The following is a 24,744-nucleotide window of genomic DNA, read 5'->3' as shown; positions in this document are numbered from 1 at the left end:
TTTCTGACTTGGGTTCGTGCCAGTTTTGAGATCAGATGAACAATGAATAAAACAAGTACTCCGGCGCTGGAAATTTCGGGACTCAATGCCTGGTATGGCGAATCCCATGTGCTGCATGGCATGGACCTGGTGGTCAATCCCGGCGAGGTGGTGACCTTGCTGGGCCGCAATGGAGCGGGGCGCACCTCCACGCTGCGCGCCATCATGGGGCTGACCGGCTCGCGCAAGGGCTCGATCAGGATCAATGGCGTGGAAACCATTCACATGCCCACGCACAAGATCGCCCACCTGGGGGTGGGTTACTGCCCCGAGGAGCGCGGCATTTTCTCCAGTCTGTCCTGTGAAGAGAATCTGATGCTGCCGCCGCCGCTCAAGACCGGCGAGCCGGGGATGAGCATCGACGAGATCTATCAGATGTTCCCCAATCTCTATGAGCGCAGGAACAGCCAGGGCACGCGCCTTTCGGGCGGCGAGCAGCAGATGCTGGCCGTGGCGCGGATCCTGCGCACGGGCGCGCGCCTGCTGCTGCTCGATGAAATTTCCGAAGGCCTGGCCCCCGTCATCGTCCAGACCCTGGCTCGCATGATCACCACGCTGCGCGAAAAGGGCTACACCGTGGTGATGGTGGAGCAGAACTTCCGCTTTGCCGCGCCGCTGGCCGACCGCTTCTATGTGGTCGAGCACGGTCATGTCGCTTTGCGCTTCGGAGCCAGCGAACTGGACGAGAAGATGTCCGTACTCAACGAGCTGCTGGGTGTCTGAGCCTGCAAGCAATTCCATTTCGTTCATAACAAAGAACCAACCCGTGGAGATAAAGATGAAAGCAAAACTGAGCGTTCTCTCGTGCATGCTGGCCGTGGCCGGCCTGTCCAGCCCTCTGGCCCAGGCCCAGGAAAAGGTGAAGATCGGTTTCGTCACCGATATGTCCAGCCTGTACGCAGACGTGGAGGGCAAGAACGGTGCGGTCGCCATGCAGATGGCAATCGACGACTTCGGCGGCAAGGTCCTGGGCCAGCCCATCGAGCTGGTCAGCGCAGACCATCAGAACAAGGCCGACATCGCCGCCTCCAAGGTGCGCGAATGGATTGATACGCAGGGCATCTCCATGGTCTTCAGCGGCACCAATTCCGGCACGGCACTGGCGGTTTCCCAGATCGCCAACGAGAAAAAGCGCGTTCACTTCAACAGCGGCGCGGGTTCTTCCGCGCTGACCAACGAGCAGTGCAACCCCTATACCGTGCACTACGCCTACGACACCGTGGCCCTGGCCAAGGGCACGGGCGGTGCGGTGGTGGATCGCGGCGGCAAGGACTGGTTCTTCCTGACGGCCGACTATGCATTCGGCCAGGCACTGGAGGCCGACACCACCAAGGTCATCAACGCCAAGGGCGGCAAGGTGCTGGGCTCGGTCAAGCACCCGCTCAACGCCTCGGACTTTTCGTCCTTCCTGCTTCAGGCGCAAAGCTCCAAGGCGCATATCCTGGGTCTGGCCAATGCGGGCGGCGACACCATCAATGCCATCAAGGCCGCCAAGGAGTTCGGCATCAACAAGACCATGAAGACCGCCGGTCTGCTGGTCTTTCTGACCGACATCCACAGCCTGGGCCTGAAGAACACCGAAGGCCTGCTGCACACCACCAGCTGGTACTGGGACATGAACGACGAATCGCGCAAGTTCGCCAACAAGTTCTTTGCGAAGACCAAGCGCATGCCTACCGATGTGCAGGCCGCCGACTACTCGGCCGTGATGAACTACCTGAAGGCCGTGGAAGCGGTGAAGACCACCAATGCCGACAAGGTGATGGCCCATCTCAAGAGCACGCCCATCAACGACTTCTACGGCAAGGGCGTGATCCGTCCCGACGGCACTTTCGCCCACGATATGTATCTGGTCGAAGCCAAGAAGCCCAGCGAATCCACCAAGCCCTGGGACTACCTCAAGGTGCTGACCAAGTTGCCTGCCGATACGGTCTGGACCACCAAGGCCGAAACCAAGTGCGCGCTCTGGAAGTAATGGCGCTACCGGTTTGATGCACACCTCACCCTCACCAGCGTATCTCTCATGGAAATCTTCGGCGTTTCATTGCCCGGCCTGATGAGCCAGCTCCTTCTGGGGCTGGTCAACGGTTCGTTCTACGCAATTCTGAGTCTGGGCCTGGCCGTGATCTTCGGCCTGCTCAATGTCATCAACTTTGCGCATGGCGCCCTGTTCATGCTGGGGGCCATGTGCACCTGGATGGCCATGAGCTATTTCGGCATCAACTACTGGGTGATGCTGATCCTGTCGCCGGTGCTGGTGGGGATTCTGGGGGTGTTGATTGAGCGCTTTTTGCTGCGCTGGATCTACAAGCTCGATCATCTCTACGGCCTGCTGCTGACGCTGGGGCTGTCGCTGCTGATCGAGGGGGTGTTCCGCTCCGTCTATGGCGTCTCGGGCCTGGGCTATGACACGCCCGAGCTGCTCGAAGGCGCGACCAATCTGGGCTTCATGATCCTGCCCAATTACCGTGCCTGGGTGGTTGTGGCTTCCATCGTGGTGTGCGTGGCGACCTGGTTTGTGATCGAGAAGACGCGCATCGGTGCCTATCTGCGTGCCGGCACCGAAAACCCGCGTCTGGTCGAGGCTTTCGGCGTCAACGTGCCCGTGATGATCACGCTGACCTATGCCTTCGGTGCCGCGCTGGCGGCTTTTGCCGGCGTGCTGGCCGCTCCCGTCTACCAGGTCACGCCGCTGATGGGGCAGAACCTGATCATCGTGGTGTTTGCCGTGGTGGTGATTGGCGGCATGGGCTCCATCATGGGATCGATTCTCACCGGTCTGGCGCTGGGCGTCATCGAAGGGCTGACCAAGGTTTTCTGGCCCGAAGCATCGTCTACCGTCGTGTTTTTCATCATGGTCATTGTTTTGCTGATTCGCCCCGCTGGCTTGTTCGGTAAAGAAAAATAAGAGGGGCACGACATGAAATCCAAGACGCTTGTTCAACGCATTGCCCCCGTGGGCTATGGCCTGCTGCTGCTGGGCCTGATCGTCGCGCCCTTCCTCGGTGCCTATCCGGTTTTTGTCATGAAGCTGATGTGCTTTGCACTGTTTGCTTCGGCCTTCAATCTCTTGCTGGGCTATACGGGTCTGCTGTCCTTCGGCCACGCCGCGTTTCTGGGCGGTGCGGCCTATGTGGCGGGCTACACCATCAAGGCCTGGGGCTTTACGCCCGAAGTCGGCATGTTGCTGGGTACGGTGGTCGGCGGTCTGCTGGGCCTGATCTTTGGCTGGCTGGCCATCCGTCGCCAGGGCATTTATTTCTCCATGATCACGCTGGCGCTGGCACAGATGCTGTTCTTTGTCGCGCTGCAGGCCAAGTTCACAGGCGGCGAAGACGGCCTGCAGGGCGTGCCGCGCGGCAAGCTGTTCGGCGTGATCGATCTGAGCAGCGATATGGTCATGTACTACGTGGCGCTGATCATCGTGGCAGCGGCCTTTCTGCTCATCGTGCGCACCATTCACTCGCCGTTCGGGCAGGTGCTCAAGGCCATCAAGGAGAACGAGCCGCGCGCCATCTCCCTGGGCTATGACGTCAACCGCTTCAAGCTGCTGGCCTTTGTCATCTCTGCGGCCCTGACGGGTCTGGCCGGCTCTCTGAAGACTCTGGTGCTCGGCTTTGCGACCTTGTCCGATGTGCATTGGACCACCTCCGGGCATGTGATTCTGATGACGCTGATGGGCGGCTTGGGCACGCTGTCGGGTCCGCTGCTGGGCTCGGCCGTCGTTGTGGCGCTGGAAAACAAGATCGGCGAGTTCGGTACCTTTCTGGCGCACACGACGGGAGTGGAATGGTTTGGCACGCTGGGCGAATCGGTCACCATCGTCACCGGCCTGATCTTTGTGCTCTGTGTGCTGCTGTTCCGCAAGGGCATCATGGGCGAGTTGATCGCCTGGCTGTTGCGTCGCAAATAAGGCGCTTCGCCCTCTCTCCAAAGGCCGCATCTGCGGCCTTTTTTATTGTCCTGACTTCAGCGTGGAAATCGAAATTTCAGAGATTCCTGAAATTCCTGGTACACGTTTGCAAGCGATGGACTTTATTTCTCACAACAATGGACTTTTTTTCTCATTTAAAAAATGCCTGAGTGCAGCCGGATGCCGGTGCGCGTGCAGGCGCATACAGTTCGAGGTTCGATATGACACATCGGGAGCAGGCGCAGCCCTTGGCCGCGCGCATCTGGCTCTGGGTTCTGGGGGCAGCGCTGGCACTTGCCGGCCTGTTCTTCTTGATAGGCGGTGGCAAGCTCATCAGCCTGGGCGGCAGCTGGTACTTTTTGCTCGCTGGCCTGGGGCTGCTGTTGTCCGGCGTGCAACTGGTTCGCCGCCGCGTGAGCGGCGCATGGTTCTACCTGAGCACTTTCGGCGCGACCGTGCTGTGGGCGCTGGCCGAAGTGGGCCTGGATTACTGGAGCCTGATTTCGCGTCTGCTGGCGCTGACCTTTGCAGCCGTGGTGGTGCTGGCCAGCATGCCCCTGCTGCGCAAGGCTGGCGAGCCGGGCAAGGCGTTGTCCAGCAAGGCGCCATTTGCTGCAGCGGCGGTCATGCTGGTGGCTGGCATGGCGGCCTTTGTGTCCATGTTTCAGATTCACCCCGAGGTGCAGACCCCGTCTGCCGTGGCACGCAAGCCTGTGGATGCGGCCAGCGAGCAGAAGGACTGGAGCCATTACGGCAACAGCAGCAACAACGACCGCTTTGCCGCGCTGGATCAGATCAACGTGGACAACGTCAACCAGCTGCAGGTGGCCTGGACTTTTCGCACCGGCGACGTACCCAAGTCCACAGGCGCCGGCGCTGAAGACCAGACCACACCGCTGCAGGTGGGCGACAAGGTGTTTGTCTGCACGCCCAGCAACAACGTGATTGCGCTCGACGCCGACACCGGCAAGCAACTGTGGCGCCATGACACCAACTCCCATGTGGGCGGTGTGTGGGAGCGCTGTCGCGGACTGGCCTACTTCGATGCGGATGCCGCACTGGCTCAGCCCAGCGTGCCGGGATCGACTCCCGTGCAGGCGGTGAGCCTGCCTGCCAGCGCCGCTTGCAAGCGCCGCATTCTGATGAACACCATCGACGCACGCCTGTTTGCCATCAATGCAGACAACGGCGAGCTGTGCGATGAGTTCGGCGATCACGGCGTGGTCGACCTCAAGCAGGGCGTCGGCACTATTTCGAATCCCGCGTTCTACACCCTGACATCGGCGCCCACGGTGGCCGGCACCACCGTGGTGATCGGTGGTCGCGTGGCCGACAACGTACAGGTGGACATGCCCGGTGGCGTGATTCGCGGCTTCGATGTAATGACTGGCGCACAGCGCTGGGCGTTCGACTCAGGCTCGGCCACGCCCAATGAAGTGCTCAAGTCCGGCGAGACCTACACCCGCTCATCGGCCAATGTCTGGGCGGGAACAACTTACGATCCCAGCTCCAATACGGTGTACCTGCCCATGGGATCGGCTTCGGTGGACCTGTATGGCGCCACGCGCTCTGCAGCGGACCTGAAGTACGGTGCGTCCATCCTCGCGCTGGATGCTGCCACGGGCAAGGAAAAGTGGGTGTACCAGACCGTGCACAACGACTTGTGGGACTTCGACCTTCCCATGGCTCCCACACTGATCGATTTCCCTTTGCCGGACGGCAAGACGACGCCAGCGCTGGTGGTCGGTACCAAGGCCGGTCAGATCTTTGTGCTGGACCGCCACAGCGGAAAGCCGCTGACCAAGGTGGAGGACATTGCTGTCAAGCCCGGTCATATTCCTGGCGAAAAGTATGCCCCGACCCAGCCTCTGTCCGTGGGCATGCCGCAGATCGGCACCAAGACCCTGACCGAAGCCGATATGTGGGGCGCGACGCCGGTGGATCAGCTGATCTGCCGCATCAAGTTCAAGTCCATGCGCTATGAAGGCCTGTTCACCGCGCCTGGCACCGATGTGTCGCTGAGTTTCCCGGGTTCGCTGGGCGGCATGAACTGGGGCGGCCTGTCTGCGGATCCCGGCAACAATCTGATCTTTGTGAACGACATGCGTCTGGGCCTGTGGGTGCAGATGATGCCCCAGCAGAAAAAGGACAAGCTGTCCGACGGCGGTGAAGCGCCCAACACAGGCATGGGTCAGGTGCCGCTGGGAGGCACTCCCTATGCGGTGATCAAGGACCGCTTTATGTCGCCTCTGGGCATTCCTTGCCAGAAGCCTCCGTTCGGCACGCTGACCGCCATCGACATGAAGACCCAGCAAGTGGTCTGGCAGGTGCCCGTGGGCACGGTGCAGGATCAGGGTCCCATGGGCATCAAGATGCGCATGCCCATGCCTGTGGGCCTGCCCACACTGGGCGGCACGCTGGCGACCCAGGGCGGTCTGGTGTTCTTTGCCGGCACGCAGGATTACTACCTGCGCGCCTGGGATAGCGCCACCGGCAAGGAAATCTGGAAGGGCCGACTGCCAGTTGGCAGCCAGGGCGGCCCCATGACTTACAAGTCGCCCAGGACCGGCAAGCAATATGTGGTCATCTCGGCCGGTGGTGCCCGCCAGTCGCCCGACCGCGGTGACTATGTGATTGCCTACGCGCTGCCCGATAGCGGCAAATAAGCGACGCAGGCATTGAACCCGAAAAGCCATGGCTCGTCAGAGCCATGGCTTTTTTCATCGCCGGGCAGCGCCCCTCTCGGAGGGGCCGCGACCACACGCAGTGGGAAGCGTGGTGGCCTTTTTTCATGCCTGCGCTGCGTGTTACGCTCGCGCGCTTGAGTCAATGGAGATGTGGTCGTGAGCGAGCAGCAAGGTCCTGAAAATTCACTGAGCCAGCAGCCTTCGGCAGACGAGGCATCGGCCGATATGCGCCGAGCCCTGCTGGATGCGGGCAAGACCGAGTTTGCCAATTACGGCTATGACGGAGCGCGGCTGGAGCGCATTGCCGCCAAGGCGGGCTGTGCCAAGCGCATGCTCTACTACTATTTCGGCAACAAGAAAGACGTGTACCTCGCGGTCATCGAGCAGAGCTACTCGGATATTCGCGAGTCGGAGGAGCAGCTCAATCTCGATGCGCTGGAGCCCTTGCAGGCGCTGCATGCGCTGGCGCAAAGGAGCTTCGAGTATCACGAGCAGAACCAGGAGTTCACGCGTCTGGTGCTGCAGGAGAATTTCCAGGGCGGAGAGATGCTGGGCCAGATCTCCAAGACCGAGCTGTTGCGCAAGGCGGCGCTGGAGCCGATCGAGCGCATTCTGCAGCGCGGCGTGGCGCAGGGCCTGTTCAAGGACCAGCTGAGCGCGGTCGATGTCCACTATCTGATTTCGGCCCTGTCCGGCTTCCGCGTGGATCATGCCGCGACCTGGCAGAGCCTGCTGCAGGTCGATCTCTTGGGCGAGAGCTTGCGCGAGCGCCATCTGCAGCTTCTGCTCGATCAGCTCGGCGCTCTGGTGTGCAAGCCCCAGGCCCTAAAGCCTTAGCGCATTCGCATAGCCGGTCATTTCCAGGTAACCGCTGCCTACGCGGCGGCTTGTGCCATCGGCGCCGATGCTGCGCAGCTCGCACAGGCCCTCCCAGTAAATGGCACCGGTGCTGGCGCGGCTGTCCAGTTCCTGGTCGTCCACCAGCGCATGAACCTCGAAACGGCCCGCCGGTGTCTGCACGCTCCAGGCCACAGGGTAGCTTGCTTTGCTGTGCGGGCTGCTCCAGTGGCGAAGCGGTTTGAACCGTACCTGATTGGCGGCAAAGATTTGCGCAGTCTGGTTCTGTGCACGAAATGAGCCGCCGGCCCAGAGCGCCAAACCATTGTGGCGGCGAAGATGAAAGGCCGTGAGGGCGCTGCCGTCATCGAGATTCATGCCTATCCAGTCCCAGCCCTGAGCCTCAGGGTCCATGATGGCCGCGCTACATTCATGGTCCAGCCAGGCGCGGTTGTGTGCGCTGGCTTGCACAGGCAGCTGCTGCCCGCCCACGGTGATGGAGCCGCCGACCTTGAGCTGAGGCTGACTGTAGTAGTAGCTGGCCTGTTCCTCACGCGGACCTTTGCGTGAAAGACCATTCAAGCCCTGCAAAAGCAGTGGCTGCGTGCTGTCAAATTCAAGATCCAGTATGAAGTCCTGGCTGCTCAGCAGAGCTCTGTAGCGACTGGCTTCGCTGGCGCTTCGTCCCGGTACGGGTCGACGCTGAAGATACCAGTCGTTGATATGCACATCGGTATCGTTTTCGCTGGCTCCGGCCAGGCCCAGTCCCGCGCGCGCCATGCGCTGGTCGTGGCGCAGCTTTTGGCCCTCGACATCGCACAGGGCAGCATGGGCGAAGATCAACTGCTTGGCCGCAAGAGCCGATTGCAGGCCTTGCGCGGCTTCGATGCGCGAGCGAAAGAAAGTCAGCTGAAAGCCCCAGGGCTTGCCGCCGGCCTGCAACTGTCCGGTGATGTACCACCACTCGGTCTGCAGATCCGGGTGGCTGCCGAAGTCGCGTGGAAACTGCAAGGTTCTGGACGGCAAAGCCATGCCTGGCAGAGGCAGGCCCAGGGTAGCCCAGCCCAGACCGGCAGCAGCCAGCCTTTGCAGAGACTGCCTGCGTGACAGGGCCAGCAGTGCCGGTTGTTGCGGCTGGGAGGGCGTGGGCTGATAAGGCATGGCCCATTGTCGCCCAGCCGATCAGCGCAATGCCATGAGCTTCGAGGTGCTGCTTTGCGCTGCCTCAGCCGATATCGATCAGGGGAACGATCACCATCCAGCTGACTCCGAAGCGGTCGGTCACCACGCCAAAACGGCGCGCAAAAAACGTGGTGTCCAGCGCCATCTGTACCTTGCCGCCCTGGCCGATGGCGGCAAAGATGCGGTCGGCCTCATTCTCGCTGGGCGCGGTGATGGACAGAGAAAAGCCTTTGAAGTCCGGCTTGCCGCTGTTCATGCCGTCAGATGCCATGATTTGCGTCTCGCCAATCTGGACATTGGCATGCATGATTTTTTCGGGATCCATCTGTCCCGGGCCGCAGCCTTGCTGGGTCGATGACTCGGGCTGCGGAGGAGCATCCTTGTAGCGCATCAGCATGGTGATCTCGGCCCCAAGTGCGGCCTGGTAGAAATCCAGGGCCTCTTCGCAGCGGCCATCGAAAAAGAGATAGGGCTGGATTTGCATACGAACTCCTCGCAGCGGTGAAGGTTTCATTGTGCGCTGCGCAACGGCGCAATCATGTGAAAAACGCTGACAGGGGTGCAGGTATAGCTACCAGTCCTCCTTGACGGCCAGCACCGCGTCGGCACTGGCGGCCCGGCGTCCGGCCAGCCACGCGGTGATGACGCCTGCCAGCACCACGGCAGCGCCCAGCGCCAACAGGCGCAGCAGGGGCAGGCGCAGCTCCATGGTCCAGTGAAAGCTCTGCGGGTTGACCACATGCACGAGGATCACGGCCACGCCCAGGCCCAGCAGCGTGCCCGCGATGGTGCCCAGCATGGTCCAGGCCAGACCCTCGGCGGCAACCACGCTCAGCACATTGCGCCGTGTCAGGCCCAGATGGGCCAGCAGCCCGAATTCCTTGCGTCTGGCCAGTACCTGGGCGCTGAAGCTGGCCGCAATGCCGAACAGGCCTATGCCTATGGCCACGGCCTGCAGCCAGTAGGTGACGGCAAAGCTGCGATCGAAAATGCGCAGGGAGCGCTCGCGCAGCGCCTGGCTGCTGACAAACTCCAGCGCAGGGGGCGACTGCCCCGGCGTGCCGAGGGCCTGCTCTATCGCTGCTTGCAGATCGGTGCCAGACAACTGGCTTTGGGACTCCGGCCAGACGGCGATCTCGCTGATCTGCGCTGCATTGCCTGCATGACCCAACAGTGCCAGGTAGTCCTTCCAGTCCAGGGCCACGGCACCGAACTGACGCACATAGTCGCGCCACACGGATGCTATGTAAAAAGAAGCATCTGGCGCTTGGTGGTCATGGGTTTTAAGGCTGAAAGCCTTGGAAAGCAGCGGCCACGCATCACCGGGCTTCAGGCCATAGAGCTGGGCCACGGCTTCGCTGATGTGCACGGCAATGCCTGGGCGTGTCTCATGGATTGGGCCTTCCACCCAGGGAAGCTGCATGGCCTGCTCACCTTGAAGAGGTCGAATCAGCAGACTGATGGCCGGGCGTTCGGGGCTCAGCACCAACTGGCTGCTGCGCATGGCCTGGGCTCGCTCTATGCCGGGTAACTGCTCCAGGCGCTGCGCCGCATCGGCCGGCAGCAGGGCTGCATCGATACGGCTGGAGCCGCCTGCGGCGCGTACATACATGGGGGCGGGCAACACGGCATCCAGCCACTCCATCATGCTGCCGCGAAAGCTGGTGACCATCACCGTCAAGGCTACGGCCAGGCTCAGGCTTGCCACCACACCGCCCACGGCCACGGTAGTGGCGTGGCGCATGCGCCGCGCGCGCTCCAGCGCCAGCATGGCCAGCGGCTGGCGCGAGAAGGCCTTGGGTACCAGTCCCAGCACCGAACCCAGCAGCCAGGGCAGGGCTGACATGCCGCCCAGCAACAGCAGGCCCACGGCCATATAGGCCGCCAGCGGGATACCTGCCACCGGTGGCATAAAGGCCAGCACCAGGCTGGCTGCAAGCAGCGTCACTGCGGGCCACAGGCGCGGGGCTCTCTCATGCGTGCTGCCCAGTCCCTTGAGCGTGGTCGCTGGCGGCAAATCCATGGCGGCGCGTGCGGGCCACCAGGCTCCGGCCAGCGTGGCGGCAAGGCCCAGCAGACCGAAGACCAGCGCTGCCACAGGGCTCCAGTGCAGGACTGGCTGCACGCCGGCAAAGAAGCCGCCGCCCAGATCGCCGCCCAGCACCTGCAGCGCCACCCAGGCCAGTGCCGTACCCAGCGCAATACCGGCCAGGCTGCCTATAAGCCCCAGCGCCAGCGCTTCCAGCAGCACCAGTGCCATGCGCTGGCGCGGCGTGGCTCCGAGCACGGCCAGCAGCGCAAACTGCGGCGCGCGCTGTGCCACGCTGAGTGCCAGTACCGAGAACACCAGAAACGCTCCTGTGAACAAGGCCACCAGCGCCAGCACCGTGAGGTTGACGCGGTAGGCGCGCGACATCTCGCCCACGCGCTGCTGATCGTCGCTGGGCTGCTGGATCAATACCTGGTCTTGCCAGGCCGGCAGGGCGTGCAGGGCGGTGGTCACCTGGCTGCGGCTGGCGCTGTCGGTCAGCAAAAGGTCCAGCCTGTCGATACGGTCAAACAGGCCGAGCTTCTGCTGCAGTGCGCCAATGTCCATGACTGCGACCGGTGCGCCGCTGGCGGCGACCGTGCCCGCAATGCGAAGTTGCTGGGCCTGGCCGTTGAGCAGCCATTGCATGGGGGCGTTGGCGGCTTGTTCAGGATTCAGACGCAGAGCCTGCAAGGCGGCGGCATTGAGAAATACGGCATCGGGAGCAAACAGATCGAGCCGGTTGCCGCCTTCAAACAGGCGCGGCATCAGGGCCGGGGCGACAGGTGCCAGTTTGAGGGCATCGCTGCCGAGCACGCGCAAGCTCACGCCTTGCGCTGCTCCTAGCGTGCCGCGCGTCTGCAAATCTGCAGTGCTGCCCGGCAGCAACACCGTGGTTTCGACCCAGGGAACGGCGGTGGCGATGCCCCGGGTCTGCGCCACCTGCGGATAGAGTGCCAGCGGCAGACCGCCCTGCATGGCGTGCAGTTGCAGATCGGGCTGGCCGTTGACGCTGCGTACCGCCCTGGAAAATTCGTCCAGTGCCGACTGGTTGATCACATGGACGGCAAAGCCCAGTGCCACGCCAAGCATGATGGCAATCAGCGCCGTGGCCGTGCGCCAGGGATGCTGGCGCAGCTCCTGCCAGGAGAAGCTGCTCAGCAGCATAAGAAGCGGGGGGCGTGCAGTCACAGGCCTAGCGATGTTTGCTGCGACACCGAGAGCTCGGCCTGCATGCCGCCTGCCGTCAGCCGCAGCACGCGGTCGGCGCGTCTGGCCGCTTCTGCGGAATGGGTGACGAGCACCAGCGCCGTGCCGTTGTCGCGGGTTTGCTGCAGCAGCAAATCCATGATCTGCTGGGCTGTGGATGGGTCCAGATTGCCCGTGGGCTCATCGGCCAGCAGCAGAGGCGGCGAATGCACCAGGGCACGTGCTATGGCCACGCGCTGCAACTGGCCGCCGCTGAGCTGCTGAGGCAGGCGCTGGCCCAGACCCGCGAGTCCCACGGCTTGCAGCACCTGCTGCACGCGCTGCTGCCCCTGCACGTCCATGCGCCCGAGCAGCATCAGCGGCAGGGCAATGTTCTGCGCCACATCGAGATGGGGCAGGACATGAAAGGCCTGGAACACAAAGCCCAGATGCGCGCGCCGCCAGATGGCGCGCCGGGCTTCATCGAGCATGGAAAGATCCGTGCCGTTGTGCAGAACCCGGCCTTGCTGCCAGCTGTCCAGCCCGGCCAGGCAGTTGAGAAAGGTGGACTTGCCCACGCCGGAGTTGCCGACGATGGCGACAAACTCGCCGGCGGCGATCTCGCAGCTCACCTGCGCGAAGACCGTGGCCTGGGCCTCGCCCTCGCCCTCGCCATAGCGTTTGGCAAGGTCGCTGACCTGCAGCAGCGGATGGGCGTAGGGTGAGTCGGTTGCAGCCATGCAGCGATCTTAACGATGGGCGGCTGCGGTCGTGGTGCTTAGCTGGCGTCTTGCTGCGCCGCGTCAATGGCAGCCATGGCGGCATCCAGCAATTGCTGCTGGGCGCCGGGTGCATCGCAGGCAATGGCATGGCGCTGGGGCATGGAGCGTAGCCAGGTGATCTGGCGCTTGGCCAACTGGCGTGTGGCGGCGATGCCGCGCTCGCGCAGGCCCGCCATGTCCAGCGGCTTGCCGGGATCGGCCTCCAGCGCGTCCAGCACTTCCCAGGCCTGGCGATAGCCCACGCAGCGCATCGAGGGCAGGTCCAGATGGAGATCGCCGCGTGCGCGCAGGCTGCGCACTTCGTCGAGGAAGCCTTGCTCCAGCATGAGATCAAAGCGCAGCGCAATGCGCTGATGCAGCCAGGCTCGCTCTGCAGGCTCCAGCGAAAAAAGCGTTGCAAGTCCCATCTGTTCGGCTGGGCCCGTCTTTTTCCTGGTCGTGTGAAAGCTTGAAAGCGGTTTGCCCGAGACATGCCAGACCTCGAGTGCGCGCTGGATGCGCTGGCTGTCGCCGGGGGCCAGGCGTGCTGCGGTGACGGGGTCCACCTGGGCCAGTCTTGCATGCATGGCTGGCCAGCCCAGCTCGGCGGCCTGCGCGTCCAGCATGGCGCGTACTTCGGGGTTGGCTGCGGGCATATCGTCCAGCCCGTCCATCAGCGCCTTGAAATACAGCATGGTGCCGCCCACCAGCAGAGGTATGGCCTGGCGGGCGCGGATGGCGTCCACCAGCGTCTGCGTGTCCCGCACGAACTCGGCCGCGCTATAGGCCTGCAGCGGATCGATGATGTCGATGAGGTGGTGCGGGACGGCGGCCAGCTCTGCCGCCGTGGGCTTGGCCGTGCCTATGTCCATGTCCTTGTAGACCAGGGCCGAATCCACGCTGATGATCTCGGCCTTCTGCCCGCGCTGTGCCAGCCGCTCGGCCAATGCCAGCGCTGCCGCAGTCTTGCCCGAGGCAGTGGGGCCGGCAATGGCGATACAGGGCAGGGCGTGGGCAGCAGTCATGGGCGAAATCCGTACAGGTCAAAGCACAAGAACCAATGACCGCCGGTCATTGGTTCTTGCTGGTTGTGAAGGATAACGCAGGCTGCCGCCTGGCGGCAGCGGCGGGGCTTAGTGCCCTGCCTAGCCCCGGCTCAGCCGTGCCGGCACATAGCGATCGGCCTGAATATCGGGCGAGAGGCCGTGGCTGTAGATTTCGGCCGTGATGGGCAGCAATTGCTCGTTCCATTCCTCCCATTGCCTGCGCAGGCCGGCAAAGATTGCTGGCTGATGCTCCTTGAGATTGGCGCGCTCGCGGGCGTCCTCCTCCACATTGAACAAGAACTCGTTGTCGTTGATCTTGAGGTATTTCCAGGGCCCCTGGCGCACGGCACGCTGGGTCTGTGATTTGTAGCGCCAGAACAGGCTGCGCTCGGTATTGGCTGCATGGCCCTCCAGGATGGGCAGGATGTTCTGGCCGTCGCTGGGGAAGTCGGGGTGTGGCCTGGCACCTGCAGCGGCCAGCAGCGTGGGCAACCAGTCGAAGCTGGCTGTGACCTGCTCCTGGACCTGGGGCTGGATGCGGGCGCTCCAGCGCAGCAATGTGGGCACGCGGATGCCGCCTTCCAGCAGCTCGGTTTTCTGGCCCGTGAAAGGCCAGGTCTTGGAAAAGCGTTCGCCGCCGTTGTCGCTGGTGAAGATGACGATGGTGTTGTCGGCCTGGCCGGTGTCATCGAGCGCCTGCAGCACCTGGCCCACGGCCTTGTCCAGGGCCTCGACGATTTCTCCATATTTCTTGAGACTGCCGCCGTCGTAGTGGAACAGGTCCTTGATGCTGTGCGCGACATGCTCGTCGTCAGGCCCTTCCCAGGGCCAGTGCGGTGCCGTGAAGTGCAGCGACAGGAAAAAGGGCTTGTCCTGGCCCTTGCGCTCATGGACATAGCGTGTGGCCTCATCCCCCAGGATATAGGTGTAGTAGCCCGTGCGCTCCACGGGCTCGTTGCCTTGCCAGAGGTCGGGGCTGAACTGCTCGCCCACGCCGGGTTTGTGCGTGAAGTAGTCAATGGCACCGCTGTGATTGCCGAAGAAATAGTCGTAGCCGCTGCGCTGCGGGCCGTAGGCGGGTGGCTTGCCCAGATGCCATTTGCCTATCAGCGCCGTGTCGTAGCCCGCTTGCTTGAGCAGCGACGGCAGCGTGGGGTGATCGGCCGGCAGGCCGAGTTGCGCACCATGGCGTGCCAGCGGCTCTTCGAGCCCGGCCTGGAGCCGGTACTGATAGCGCCCGGTGATCAGCGCAATGCGTGTGGCCGAGCAGACGGCCGAGTTGGCATAGGCCTGATTGAAGCGCACGCCCTGGGCGGCGAGGTGGTCCAGATGCGGGGTCTTGAAATCGGTGGCTCCATAGACGCCCAGGTCGGCCCAGCCCAGATCGTCGGCCAGGATGAAAACGATATTCGGTGCGGTCATGAGTAGGTCGTTCTGCTTATTCGATGGCAAAGCCGGAATTGGCAATCACGGGACGCCATTTGGCGACTTCGGCCACGCGCAACTGCTCCAGTGCCTGCGGCGTGCGCGGGTCAGGCTGCAGGGACAGCTCCGCCCATTTGGGCTGCAGCTTGGGATCCTGCAGCGCGTGGTTGACGGCGCGGTTGACGGCGGCAATGGCTTCGGGCGAAGTGCCTTTGCGTGCCCACAGGCTGTACCAGCCGCTGCCTGTGGCCTTGGGGTAGCCGGCTTCGGCAAAGGTCGGTACATCGGGCAGCTCGCGACCGCGCTGGCTGCCGAAGGTGCCCAGAATGCGCACCTTGCCTTCCTTGTGCAGCGGAGCGAGCTCGCTGGTGGTCTGGATGGCGGAGGCCAACTGGCCGCTGATCAGATCCGTCATCATGGCCGGACCGCCCTTGTAGGGCACATGCACGATGTTGACGCCGGCCGCTTCGCCCAGCAGCAGACCGAAGAAATGCGGCAGGCTGCCCACGGCAGGGCTGCCGAAGTTGGCTTTTTCAGGGTTGGCCTTGAGCCAGGCCACATATTCCTGAATATTGCGCGCCGGATGCCTGGCGGGGACGGCCAGGCCGAACTGGAAATGCGCGAGCAGACCCACCGGAGAGAAGTCGCGTGCAGGGTCGTAGCCGGGCTTTTTGTAGACGATCTGCGAGAGCACCGGGGTGATCAGCGGTGCGATCAGATAGGTGCTGCCGTCGCTGGGGGCGTTGAGCAGAGTCTGTGCGGCAATCTGGCCGTTGGCGCCGGGCTTGTTGTCCACCACCACGTAGTGGCTCCTGCCCAGCTGTGCGGCGATGTTTTCGGCCAGCACGCGTGCCAGCAGATCGATGCCGCCACCTGCGCCAAAGCCCACCAGAATGCGGCTGGACTGAGGAACGGCGGATATCTCGGCGGCCTTGGCCAGAGAGCTGAGGGAGAAACCAGCGGAGCTGGCGGCAAGCAGCGATTGCTGCAGAAAGGAGCGGCGGGAATGCATGGCTGGAGATCACAAAAGTGCGGCGCGTTGGCCAGTCCAGGCATTCTCAAAAAATCTCTATAAAAAGAAAAATAATAAAAACTGGTTTTTAAATAACACAAACATCTTATTTCAAATCATGATTTGCTGATGCCAAAACGCTGTACCAGCGTCCATGCCGTGATGGCAGTGCAAGCCGACCAGAACCAGATGCCGAAAGCCAGCGGCATGGTGGAATCCGCATCCAGATTCAGTCCCAGCCAGTGCCCCATGGCAAAAGCCATCAGCATCATCACCAGGCCGTTGATCGCCGAGGCCGTGCCCGCTGCCTGGGGGAAGGGTGCGATGGCATTGCTTTGTCCGCAGGGCATGTGAATGCCGTGGGCGATCTGGTAGAGACAGAAGGGCAGGGCATAGGCCCAGATGCTGCGCAGATCGCCCAGGGCCGCCAGGCCCATGATGGAGCCTGCCGTCAGCGACAGCACCCCCGCCACGGCCACGGTGCGCTGCACGCTCATGCTGCGCAGCAGACGGCGGCAGGCGAAGGTGCCGGCGATATAGCACAGCGCGTTGCCGCCCAGCATCAGCCCGTATTGCGTGCGCTCCATATGCAGCACGTTGATGTAGGTGAACGAAGAGGCCGCCAGATTGGTGAACAGGCCTGCATAGCTGAAGCAGGTCAGCAGGTTGTAGGCCTGGAACATGGGGTTGCGCACAATGCGCAACCAGGTGCGCAGCAGATTGCCCGCTTGCAGCGCCTGCGGGTTGCGCTGGGGAATCGACTCCCTGAAGCGCAGCACCACCAGCAGCCAGGCCAGGCAGCCCATGAAGGCCTGGGCCAGCATGGTGGAGCGCCAGCCCAGCCAGCCCACGAGCAAGCTGCCACTGATGGGGGCCAGAAAGGCCAGCACGCCCAGGCCTGTCAGCGCCTTGGACATGACTTGCGCGCCCATATGCGGTGCGTAGAGATCGCGAACCACGGCACGCGCGCACATCACACCGGCGCCCAGGGCTGCGCCTTGCAGGCTGCGCCAGGCAATCAAGGCCTCCATGCTCTGGGCGCTGGCGCAGCCCAGAGCGGCGATCACATAGCCGCTGATGCCCAGCAGCAAGACCGGGCGGCGGCCCAGCCGGTCCGACAGCGGGCCCCAGAAAATCTGCGAGCAGCCAAAGGCCAGCAAAAAGCCGGTCAGTGTCAGCTGGGCCTGCGAGACATGGGCGCCAAAGCCTTGCTGCAGCTGAGGCAGGGCGGGCAGATAGAGATCGGTTGCCAGCGGTTGCAGACCCAGCAGCAGCCCCAGTGTGAGAATCACGAGGGCTGCAGATTCAGGAGCACTCTTCGCTTGCTCATCAATGGATTGAGCGGGATTTTGCTTTGAGTTCAGGGCAGGCGGCGCAGACATAGCCAGACAGACTATCAGAACCTGCCCATTGATCCGTATGCTGACGAGACAGTATGTGGCGATGTCGCTCAGCGCGGATTCAGGCCGAACAGCTCATGCAGTGCCTGGCGGTATTGCGCCAGTGCCTTGGCCTGGGTGTTGTGGTGGCTGGCGCCCTCGACCAGGATCAGGCGCTTGGGCTCGCGCGCCGCATCGAACAGCTGCTGGCCCAGCCGGGCCGGAATCAGCGGGTCGGCCGTGCCGTGCACGACCAGCAGCGGCGAGCCGATGTCCGCCACGGTGTCGACCGAGTTGAAACGCTGCGTGATCAACCAGTTCACGGGCAGCCAGCCCCAGCGCATGGAGTCGAACACATCGGGAATGCTGGTGAAGGTGGACTCGACCAGCACCCCGCTTTCATCCTTGACGGAGCTGGCCAGATCGATGGCAACGGCGCCGCCCAGCGAGTGGCCGAAGATATAGCGCGGCCTGCCTGAGGCCTGCCGGCCCAGCCAGTCCCAGGCGGCACGGGCATCCTCGGCGGCCGAGGCCTGCGAGGGCAGGGCCGGGCTGCTCTTGCCAAAGCCGCGGTAGTCCACGGCCAGCACCGAAAAGCCCATGGCCTGCAGGCGCCGTATGCGTGGCGAGGAGCCCGTCACATTCCAGCGCGCTCCATGCAGAAACAGCAGCAGGGGAGCGCGTGCATCGCTGGATGGCATCCAGAGGGCATGCAGCCTGGCGGCGCTGCCGTCGCGGCTGCGAAAGTCTATCCATCGCTCCTGCATGCCGGTCGTGTTGGCTCCGGGCCAGCTGCGGTCGCTGGGCTGAAAAATCCAGACCCGCTGCCTGGCATCGAGTTCGCGCATGCCCCAGCTCGCGAGCACCAGCAGCAAGGCCAGACCGAGTGCAGCCGCGATGCGGCGAGGGCTCCAGAAGCGTGAGGTCTTGGGCATGGAAGAAGAGCGACGGAAGATGGCGGCTGTCAAGTGCTGTGCAAGTATGGCTGTCTGACCTGCCCCAGTCATCTGGAGTGCATGAATTGGCGATATTCTTGCGGGTGTTTCAAGCCGCAAATGCATAGCTGGTTACGCAGAGTTTGCGAGCGTTTGAAGCCTGTTTGAAGGATTAGTTCACTATGTCGATCTGCCTGGGTCTTGCCGCCAACAAACTCCACCACCAAACCGAGGACGCCGCGCTGTTTGCCCTGCTGCGCGCCTGCGAGGCCGGAATTCGCGAGCTCAAGCTGGGCTTTCATACCGTGGGCCGCACCTATGACGCCATCACGGCGGCCAGCATGCTTCAGGGCTACAAAGGCCTGGTGCGCTACCCCTATGGCCGCGAGGGCGGGCTCATGAGGCTGGTGGCCGAGGTGGTGGGCATGGAGGGTGACGAGCGCACTCTCGACGGCGCTATCTACCTGATGGACCCGGTGGATCCGTCGTCCATCTTCCCCGAAGCCCTGGCCCTGAAGCGCCAGTGCGTGATCCACGGCAAGCCTTTTCTTTCCACCGTCGCCTCCACGCGCGACTGGATAGAGATGGAGCGCATTCACGCCGGCCTGGCACGTGACCGTAATGCCGACCGCTTTCACGACTATGAAAACCAGACGCTGGCGCTGATTGCCCACGATGCCATGAAGCCCACCATGCTGGACTTTGCAGCACACAACTTCGAGTTGCTCAGCCGCTACCGCCGCCGCGTGGGCACGGGCACCACGGGTCAGAAACTCAACGAAATGGCCTGGAGCAAGGGCTGGCCTGCCGACAAGCCCTGGGTGGACCGCTACAACAGCGGTCCGCTGGGCGGTGATGCGCAGATTGCCGATCTGGTGCTGGAAAAGCGCTGCCACCGCGCCATCTTCTTCGAAGACCCGCATGTGGCACGTCAGCACGAAGCCGATATCCAGTTGCTGGAGCGCGCCGTGACCACGGTCACGCACGATGCCGTCTGCAGCACCTCGCCCCAGGTGGCGCAGCGCTGGTGCGATGCGGCCGTCAAGCGCGCAGGCTGATGCGGGTTGCTGAGCGCTACTGGCGGTTGCGGTAGCGCTTGAGCTCGGCCTGCAGCCAGCTGGCGCTGGCTTCGGCCTCCTTGCCGCTGCAGCGCACCTGGTAGGGCTTGTGGCTGATGCTGCTCTCCGTGCCTGCGCGGGCAATGAAGTCCTCGGCCGTTGCCACCCAGCCCTTTTTGAGCAGATAGTCATATTTGCCGCGCAGATGCTCGGCGGCCTTGGCGCTGTCATGCCAGCTGCCATTGCGCTGGAACTCGCAACCCGAGGCTTTGAGGTGGCCGATCAGGTACTCGATCTCCTGAGTCGCGGCCGGCGTGGGCGATGCGGCAAGACTCAAGCTGCAGGCGGCACCCAGCAGCAGGGCGGTAATGGTGTGCTTCATGTGGGTTGATCCTACAGAAGAAGAGTCGAGCAAAAACAAAGGCCGCAGCGATGGACTGCGGCCTTGTGTTGGTCGGTCGAAGCTGTGCGGTGCTCAAGGGGCCGGCGTGGCCAGAGGCTTGCCCTTCTCCACGACATACACGCCAATCAGCTTGACCGTGCCATTGCTGGCATTGTGTGCGTCATGAATCACACCAGCGGGAACGACAAAGGTTTCGCCGGCCTTGAGCGTGCGCGGCGACTGGCCGTCGATCAGCAGATCGACCTCACCCTCGCTGATATAGCTGATCTCGTCGCCGGGGTGGGTATGGCGGCCCGCGCGTGAGCCTGGGGCGACTTCCACCTTGGCCACCACGGCTTCGCGGCCCGGTACCGAAACATCGGCCTTGCCGACCATGGTCCGGGACAGGCCTCCGGTCTGAGCCGCACCCGGCTGGGGCATACCCGGCTGGGGCATACCCGCCTGGGGCATACCCGCCTGGGGCATACCCGCCTGGGGTGCAGCAGCCTGGGCCAGGGCGCTCTGGCTGAACAGCATGAAGGCGCTGCTGCAAAGCAGGGTCGAAAAGCTGGCGCGGTGAGTCAAGGACATGAAATTACCCTCCAAGGTTTTTGACGGAGACAAGTGGTGAAACCTGTCACTTTTACCGGGAAGGAGCGCGGGCATGCCATGGGGGCTGCCCTAGTCGCAGGGTTGCCGAAAACAAACCCGGGCACGGTGATGCAAGACCCTGCGGGCAGGAGAGCATAGGGTGCTGCAGGCCGCCGCTTTAGTTGTCGCCCGTGATCCTTGCGAACTTCGCCAGCTCGGCGTATTTATCCATGTCAGTGCGCATCACCTGGGCAAGGCTTTCATTGCCCTTGGCTGGCGGGGTTCCAGCTGCTTCCAGCTTCTGGCGGATGGCCGGATCGGCGAGACCTGTCTGTATCGCTTTTTGCAGCTTGGCCAGCACTTCCGGAGGCAGACCCTTGGGGGCAGCCAAAGCAAACCAGCCGCTCAAGGCATAGCCCTTGAGCGCGGGGTGTTCTGCCAGCGCCGGCACCTCCTTGAGCGTGGCGATGCGGGTGGCGGTGGTGGCGCCCAGAATCCTGATCTTTCCAGACTGCGCCAGCGGTGCTGCAGCGGTTGGCGAGAGGATGGCGAAGTCCAGGTTGCCGCCACCCAGATCGCTGGTCATGGCGGGAGAGCCCCTATAGGGGATGTGCACGAGGTAGACACCTGCGGTCTTCTTGATCAGCTCTCCCGAAAAATGCGGTGTCGAGCCAATGCCGGGGCTGCCGTAGCTGTATTTGCCGGGGTTGGCTTTGGCCAGTCTGACGAAGTCATCCACGGTTTTGACAGGAACATGCGCACCGGCCACCCACAGATTGGGGGCCTGGGCGGTCAGGCTCACCGGGGTCAGATCTACAGCCGGATCGTACTTCTGCGCGGCATTCACAAACTTGGTGCCCGCCATTTCGTTGCTGGAGCCTGCCAGCAAGGTGTAGCCGTCGGGCTTGGCCGATACCACGCGCTGCGCTCCCACCACGCCTGCGGCGCCCGGCACGTTCTCGACCACGACGGTGGCGTTCAACTGCCTGGCCAGTATGTCCCCGACCACGCGGCCGACCATGTCGACAGAGCCGCCCGGAGCATAGCCAATCACGATGCGGATGGGCTTGCTGGGATAGGCATCCTGTGCCTGCACCGCGCCTGCGAACAGGCTGGTCATGGCACAGGCGATGCAAAGTCGGCGGGAAAGAGTGGCGCGGTCTGGATTCATAAGTTCCACAATTATTTGTGGCGAAGGTTGATTCAGTAATTGGTGTTGAATTGCTCAACAAAATTTAATTGATTGTCATGAGATTTCATGTGGGGAGGAATCCATGAAAACCAGTGGTTCAACTGATTTTTAGCCGGTGCCTCGCGCCGGTAGAGCTGGCTGAACCAACTGCAGGACGCACTGCCGAGCTTGAAAGTCCGATTTCGCTGCAGTGTTGGCTGGCGGGGGCAATCAGCCCGTTGCAGTCAATCAATGATCGATATTCCTGCTTATAGTCAGTGGCAAGGCCTGCCCAGCGCATACCATGCAACGGCGCGTTCTCCGCGGCAGCCAGCCAACCGGGCACAGATCCGGCTCACAAGCGTTTCAGTTGAATCGTCAGGGAGTCTCAGATGCAGGAACAGAACCGCGTTGCCGCCTGGCACGCGTTGGCTACCGATACCGTACTCACTCAATTGCAATCGACTGCCGCCGGGCTGAGCTCTGGAGAGGCCCGCGAGCGCTTGCAGCAGCAAGGGCCCAATGCCCTGCCTGCTGCCGCTTCGCGCAGCATGCTGGCGCGCTTTCTGTCGCAGTTCAACAATCTGCTGATCTATGTGCTGCTGGGCTCGGCTGTGGTCACCGCCTTGCTGCAGCATTGGGTCGATACGGGGGTCATCCTCGCGGTGGTGCTGATCAATGCGGTCTTCGGATTCGTGCAGGAAGGCCGTGCCGAGAAGGCACTGGACGCCGTGAAGGCCATGGTTTCCAGTCGCGCCAATGTGCTGCGCGAGGGCTTGCGCATGGCGGTGCCTGCAGAAGAACTTGTCGCCGGCGACTGCGTGCTGCTCGAGGCTGGCGATCGCGTCCCGGCCGATGTGCGGCTGCTGCGCGCCAGCAGCCTGAAGCTGGACGAGGCCATGCTGACCGGGGAATCGGTGGCCGTCGACAAGTCGGCCGATCCGGTGGTTGTCGATGCCGCTCTCGGCGACCGCTTTTCCATGGCCTACTCCGGCACCCTGGTTGCCGCGGGGCAAGGCCTGGGTGTGGTGGTAGCCACAGGCCCGCGTACCGAGCTGGGCCAGATCAGCACCATGCTGGGTTCGGTGCAGACACTGGCCACCCCGCTGACGCGGCTGATGGACCGTTTCGCGCGCCAGCTCACCGTCACCATACTGAGCCTGTCCGCGTTGATGTTCTGCTTTGCGCTGTGGGTGCGCGACTACGACACAGCCGACGCCTTTATCGCTGTGGTTGGCATTGCCGTATCGGCCATCCCCGAAGGCCTGCCCGTGGTCATGACGATTGCGCTGGCCATTGGCGTGCAGCGCATGGCCGCACGCTATGCCATCGTGCGCAGTCTGCCGGCGGTTGAAACACTGGGCGCCGTCTCGGTCATCTGCTCCGACAAGACCGGTACATTGACACGCAACGAAATGAGCGTGCGCGCCGTGGTGCTGCCCGGTTCCCGCTTCGACATAGAAGGCGAGGGCTATGCGCCCCAGGGGCGTTTCACCCTGGCGGGCGAGGAGATCGAGCCTGCGCTGCATCCGCAGCTGCTGCACTTCGCCACGGGCGCGGCACTTTGCAACGACGCCCATGTAAGGCATGCCGAAGGTACGGCCTGGACAGTCGAAGGCGATCCCATGGAAGGCGCGCTGGTGACCCTGGCCACGCGCGCCGGTCTGGATGTGGAGCGCCTGCGTCAGGACTGGCGCCGACTCGACGAAGTTCCCTTTGATGCCGTCCACCGCTACATGGCCACTCTGCACCGCCCAGTTGATGCTCCAGCCGTGGTTTTCGTCAAAGGGGCTCCGGAGCAGGTTCTTGCCATGTGCCGCGACCAGCAGGGCGCTGAAGGCCTGCAGGCGCTGGATGCAGCCTATTGGCTGGAGCAGGTCGATGCCCTGGCGGCCAAAGGCTATCGTGTGCTGGGTCTGGCCAGCTTCGCGCCCGAGGATGCCAAGGACAGGGTGGACATGGCCGACGTCAAGGACCTGACCCTGCTTGGCGTGTTGGGCATGATAGATCCGCCGCGAGAATCGGCAAAGGAGGCCGTGCGCGAATGCCGCAGCGCCGGAATTGCCGTGAAGATGATCACCGGCGACCATGCTGCCACCGCTGCCGCCATCGCCAGGGAGCTGGCGCTGGCCGACACCATCCGAGTCACTTCAGGCCATGAGCTGGACGGGCTCAACGATGCCCAACTGATCGATGTGGCCAGAGCCTCCACGGTATTCGCACGTACCAGTCCGGAACACAAGCTGCGCCTGGTGCAGGCCCTGCAGGCAGATCGCAGCGTCATCGCCATGACTGGTGACGGCGTCAACGACGCACCGGCACTCAAGCGTGCCGACATCGGTGTGGCCATGGGCATCACCGGCACGGCTGCCGCCAAGGAGGCCGCAGGCATGGTGCTGGCCGACGACAACTTCGCCACCATCGTCGCCGCCGTCAAGGAAGGGCGCACCGTCTACGAAAACCTGCGCAAGGTCATTGCCTGGACCTTGCCGACCAACGGCGGTCAGGCCATTGTCATCGTCGCGGCGATTTTGCTGGGCCTGTCCCTGCCCGTCACTCCGGTGCAGATTCTCTGGGTCAATCTGGTCACCGCCGTGGCCCTGGGCCTGACGCTGGCCTTCGAGCCGCCCGAGCCCACGCTGATGCGGCGCAAGCCGCGCTCGCCGGACGAGCAGTTGCTGCAGCCCTATCTGCTGTGGCGCGTCGCCCTGGTCTCGGTGCTGTTCGCGCTGGGCTGCTTCGGCATGTTCGAGTGGTCGCTGCGCCGCGGCGACTCGGTCGAACTGGCTCGCACCATCGTGGTCAATGCGCTGGTGATCATGGAGATCTTCTATCTGTTCAGCGTGCGCTTCACGCAGGGAACCTCGCTGAGCCTGCGCGGCGTCCTGGGCACCCCGGCGGTGCTGCTGGGCGTGGCCGGCGTCACCCTGGTGCAACTGCTGTTCACCTACACCCCGCCCATGCAGGCACTGTTCGACAGCCGTCCTGTCGACCTTGCGGCCGGACTGCTGGCGATAGGGCTGGGTGTTGCCCTGCTGCTGTTGCTGGAGGTCGAGAAGCTCTTGGTGCGCTGGATGAGACTGGGCGTGCGGGCCTAGAGCGCTGTGCA

General features: G+C 63.2%; 20 protein-coding genes. 8 read left to right on the top strand and 12 right to left on the bottom strand.

Annotation, left to right across the window (positions count from 1 at the left end; translation table 11 throughout):
• The first annotated feature begins 42 nt into the window (after nucleotides 1–42).
• From AAIL67_RS13385 to AAIL67_RS13360, 6 genes are all read left to right on the top strand, one after another.
• Nucleotides 43–762 carry an ATP-binding cassette domain-containing protein gene (locus AAIL67_RS13385; protein WP_003064410.1) on the top strand — a complete coding sequence of 240 codons (720 nt, stop codon included), beginning with the start codon at nucleotides 43–45 and terminating at the stop codon, nucleotides 760–762.
• Between the two features lie 55 nt (nucleotides 763–817).
• Entirely contained in the window at nucleotides 818–2,014 is a 1,197-nt protein-coding gene (locus AAIL67_RS13380) for an ABC transporter substrate-binding protein (protein ID WP_034378762.1), read from the top strand.
• Between the two features lie 48 nt (nucleotides 2,015–2,062).
• Entirely contained in the window at nucleotides 2,063–2,947 is an 885-nt protein-coding gene (locus AAIL67_RS13375) for a branched-chain amino acid ABC transporter permease (RefSeq protein WP_003057801.1), read from the top strand.
• A gap of 12 nt (nucleotides 2,948–2,959) precedes the next feature.
• Nucleotides 2,960–3,952 carry a branched-chain amino acid ABC transporter permease gene (locus AAIL67_RS13370; RefSeq protein WP_034389398.1) on the top strand — a complete coding sequence of 331 codons (993 nt, stop codon included), beginning with the start codon at nucleotides 2,960–2,962 and terminating at the stop codon, nucleotides 3,950–3,952.
• Between the two features lie 221 nt (nucleotides 3,953–4,173).
• Nucleotides 4,174–6,618 (top strand): membrane-bound PQQ-dependent dehydrogenase, glucose/quinate/shikimate family, encoded by a 2,445-nt coding sequence (locus tag AAIL67_RS13365; RefSeq protein ID WP_343484219.1) that lies wholly within the window; start codon nucleotides 4,174–4,176, stop codon nucleotides 6,616–6,618.
• A 177-nt stretch (nucleotides 6,619–6,795) separates the two neighbouring features.
• On the top strand, nucleotides 6,796–7,476 hold the full coding sequence (locus AAIL67_RS13360; protein ID WP_034359891.1) for a TetR/AcrR family transcriptional regulator: 681 nt from the start codon (nucleotides 6,796–6,798) through the stop codon (nucleotides 7,474–7,476).
• Here the strand turns inward: AAIL67_RS13360 and AAIL67_RS13355 are convergent.
• The 9 genes from AAIL67_RS13355 to AAIL67_RS13315 all read right to left on the bottom strand — a co-directional run bounded on the left by AAIL67_RS13355 (nucleotide 7,465) and on the right by AAIL67_RS13315 (nucleotide 18,433).
• Nucleotides 7,465–8,637 carry a carotenoid 1,2-hydratase gene (locus tag AAIL67_RS13355; protein WP_343484218.1) on the bottom strand — a complete coding sequence of 391 codons (1,173 nt, stop codon included), beginning with the start codon at nucleotides 8,635–8,637 and terminating at the stop codon, nucleotides 7,465–7,467. The genes AAIL67_RS13360 and AAIL67_RS13355 overlap by 12 nt on opposite strands.
• A gap of 64 nt (nucleotides 8,638–8,701) precedes the next feature.
• Entirely contained in the window at nucleotides 8,702–9,142 is a 441-nt protein-coding gene (locus AAIL67_RS13350; RefSeq protein ID WP_034378766.1) for a VOC family protein, read from the bottom strand.
• Between the two features lie 87 nt (nucleotides 9,143–9,229).
• Nucleotides 9,230–11,854, bottom strand: coding sequence for an ABC transporter permease (locus tag AAIL67_RS13345; protein WP_343484217.1), 2,625 nt, complete (start codon nucleotides 11,852–11,854; stop codon nucleotides 9,230–9,232).
• 20 nt (nucleotides 11,855–11,874) lie between these two features.
• Nucleotides 11,875–12,615, bottom strand: a complete 741-nt coding sequence (locus AAIL67_RS13340; RefSeq protein WP_343484216.1) for an ABC transporter ATP-binding protein — start codon at nucleotides 12,613–12,615, stop codon at nucleotides 11,875–11,877.
• 38 nt (nucleotides 12,616–12,653) lie between these two features.
• Nucleotides 12,654–13,661, bottom strand: a complete 1,008-nt coding sequence (gene miaA / locus AAIL67_RS13335; RefSeq protein WP_343484215.1) for a tRNA (adenosine(37)-N6)-dimethylallyltransferase MiaA — start codon at nucleotides 13,659–13,661, stop codon at nucleotides 12,654–12,656.
• A 120-nt stretch (nucleotides 13,662–13,781) separates the two neighbouring features.
• A complete protein-coding gene (locus AAIL67_RS13330) occupies nucleotides 13,782–15,104 on the bottom strand; it encodes a sulfatase-like hydrolase/transferase (protein ID WP_343484214.1) in 1,323 nt (440 codons plus the stop codon).
• Nucleotides 15,105–15,120: 16 nt separating this feature from the next.
• Nucleotides 15,121–16,119 carry a tripartite tricarboxylate transporter substrate-binding protein gene (locus tag AAIL67_RS13325; protein WP_343484213.1) on the bottom strand — a complete coding sequence of 333 codons (999 nt, stop codon included), beginning with the start codon at nucleotides 16,117–16,119 and terminating at the stop codon, nucleotides 15,121–15,123.
• A gap of 116 nt (nucleotides 16,120–16,235) precedes the next feature.
• Nucleotides 16,236–17,411: a multidrug effflux MFS transporter gene (locus AAIL67_RS13320; RefSeq protein WP_034378782.1), complete on the bottom strand. Its 1,176-nt coding sequence runs from the start codon at nucleotides 17,409–17,411 to the stop codon at nucleotides 16,236–16,238.
• Nucleotides 17,412–17,569: 158 nt separating this feature from the next.
• The gene (locus tag AAIL67_RS13315) at nucleotides 17,570–18,433 is read right to left on the bottom strand and encodes an alpha/beta fold hydrolase (RefSeq protein WP_343484255.1); all 864 of its coding nucleotides are present in this window, start codon (nucleotides 18,431–18,433) and stop codon (nucleotides 17,570–17,572) included.
• A 182-nt stretch (nucleotides 18,434–18,615) separates the two neighbouring features.
• Here AAIL67_RS13315 and AAIL67_RS13310 point away from each other — a divergent pair, with 182 nt between their 5' ends.
• Nucleotides 18,616–19,491, top strand: coding sequence for a hypothetical protein (locus AAIL67_RS13310; RefSeq protein ID WP_012837335.1), 876 nt, complete (start codon nucleotides 18,616–18,618; stop codon nucleotides 19,489–19,491).
• A gap of 16 nt (nucleotides 19,492–19,507) precedes the next feature.
• Here the strand turns inward: AAIL67_RS13310 and AAIL67_RS13305 are convergent, their stop codons facing one another.
• The 3 genes from AAIL67_RS13305 to AAIL67_RS13295 form a co-directional block, all read right to left on the bottom strand.
• Nucleotides 19,508–19,873: a DUF5329 domain-containing protein gene (locus tag AAIL67_RS13305; protein ID WP_034378788.1), complete on the bottom strand. Its 366-nt coding sequence runs from the start codon at nucleotides 19,871–19,873 to the stop codon at nucleotides 19,508–19,510.
• 93 nt (nucleotides 19,874–19,966) lie between these two features.
• A complete protein-coding gene (locus AAIL67_RS13300; protein ID WP_343484212.1) occupies nucleotides 19,967–20,464 on the bottom strand; it encodes a cupin domain-containing protein in 498 nt (165 codons plus the stop codon).
• Nucleotides 20,465–20,642: 178 nt separating this feature from the next.
• A complete protein-coding gene (locus tag AAIL67_RS13295) occupies nucleotides 20,643–21,635 on the bottom strand; it encodes a tripartite tricarboxylate transporter substrate binding protein (RefSeq protein WP_343484211.1) in 993 nt (330 codons plus the stop codon).
• A gap of 392 nt (nucleotides 21,636–22,027) precedes the next feature.
• Between AAIL67_RS13295 and AAIL67_RS13290 the strand changes: the two genes are divergently transcribed.
• Nucleotides 22,028–24,733 carry an HAD-IC family P-type ATPase gene (locus AAIL67_RS13290; protein ID WP_343484210.1) on the top strand — a complete coding sequence of 902 codons (2,706 nt, stop codon included), beginning with the start codon at nucleotides 22,028–22,030 and terminating at the stop codon, nucleotides 24,731–24,733.
• The last annotated feature ends 11 nt before the right edge of the window (nucleotides 24,734–24,744 follow it).

The organism is Comamonas sp. A7-5 (assembly GCF_039581385.1).
Taxonomy (GTDB): Bacteria; Pseudomonadota; Gammaproteobacteria; order Burkholderiales; family Burkholderiaceae_C; genus Comamonas; species Comamonas thiooxydans.
Note: the sequence above shows the minus strand (reverse complement) of the source record. Positions and strands in the feature narration are given on the sequence as shown.

What these genes read in the sequence shown, in the direction of transcription:
- AAIL67_RS13370 (WP_034389398.1), top strand. Translation starts at nt 2,960, where the DNA reads ATGAAATCCAAGACGCTTGTTCAACGCATTGCCCCCGTGGGCTATGGC.
- AAIL67_RS13385 (WP_003064410.1), top strand. Translation starts at nt 43, where the DNA reads ATGAATAAAACAAGTACTCCGGCGCTGGAAATTTCGGGACTCAATGCC.
- miaA (WP_343484215.1), bottom strand. Translation starts at nt 13,661, where the DNA reads ATGACTGCTGCCCACGCCCTGCCCTGTATCGCCATTGCCGGCCCCACT.
- AAIL67_RS13325 (WP_343484213.1), bottom strand. Translation starts at nt 16,119, where the DNA reads ATGCATTCCCGCCGCTCCTTTCTGCAGCAATCGCTGCTTGCCGCCAGC.
- AAIL67_RS13290 (WP_343484210.1), top strand. Translation starts at nt 22,028, where the DNA reads ATGCAGGAACAGAACCGCGTTGCCGCCTGGCACGCGTTGGCTACCGAT.
- AAIL67_RS13340 (WP_343484216.1), bottom strand. Translation starts at nt 12,615, where the DNA reads ATGGCTGCAACCGACTCACCCTACGCCCATCCGCTGCTGCAGGTCAGC.
- AAIL67_RS13330 (WP_343484214.1), bottom strand. Translation starts at nt 15,104, where the DNA reads ATGACCGCACCGAATATCGTTTTCATCCTGGCCGACGATCTGGGCTGG.
- AAIL67_RS13295 (WP_343484211.1), bottom strand. Translation starts at nt 21,635, where the DNA reads ATGAATCCAGACCGCGCCACTCTTTCCCGCCGACTTTGCATCGCCTGT.
- AAIL67_RS13300 (WP_343484212.1), bottom strand. Translation starts at nt 20,464, where the DNA reads ATGTCCTTGACTCACCGCGCCAGCTTTTCGACCCTGCTTTGCAGCAGC.
- AAIL67_RS13345 (WP_343484217.1), bottom strand. Translation starts at nt 11,854, where the DNA reads ATGCTGCTGAGCAGCTTCTCCTGGCAGGAGCTGCGCCAGCATCCCTGG.
- AAIL67_RS13355 (WP_343484218.1), bottom strand. Translation starts at nt 8,637, where the DNA reads ATGCCTTATCAGCCCACGCCCTCCCAGCCGCAACAACCGGCACTGCTG.
- AAIL67_RS13350 (WP_034378766.1), bottom strand. Translation starts at nt 9,142, where the DNA reads ATGCAAATCCAGCCCTATCTCTTTTTCGATGGCCGCTGCGAAGAGGCC.
- AAIL67_RS13305 (WP_034378788.1), bottom strand. Translation starts at nt 19,873, where the DNA reads ATGAAGCACACCATTACCGCCCTGCTGCTGGGTGCCGCCTGCAGCTTG.
- AAIL67_RS13310 (WP_012837335.1), top strand. Translation starts at nt 18,616, where the DNA reads ATGTCGATCTGCCTGGGTCTTGCCGCCAACAAACTCCACCACCAAACC.
- AAIL67_RS13380 (WP_034378762.1), top strand. Translation starts at nt 818, where the DNA reads ATGAAAGCAAAACTGAGCGTTCTCTCGTGCATGCTGGCCGTGGCCGGC.
- AAIL67_RS13375 (WP_003057801.1), top strand. Translation starts at nt 2,063, where the DNA reads ATGGAAATCTTCGGCGTTTCATTGCCCGGCCTGATGAGCCAGCTCCTT.
- AAIL67_RS13315 (WP_343484255.1), bottom strand. Translation starts at nt 18,433, where the DNA reads ATGCCCAAGACCTCACGCTTCTGGAGCCCTCGCCGCATCGCGGCTGCA.
- AAIL67_RS13365 (WP_343484219.1), top strand. Translation starts at nt 4,174, where the DNA reads ATGACACATCGGGAGCAGGCGCAGCCCTTGGCCGCGCGCATCTGGCTC.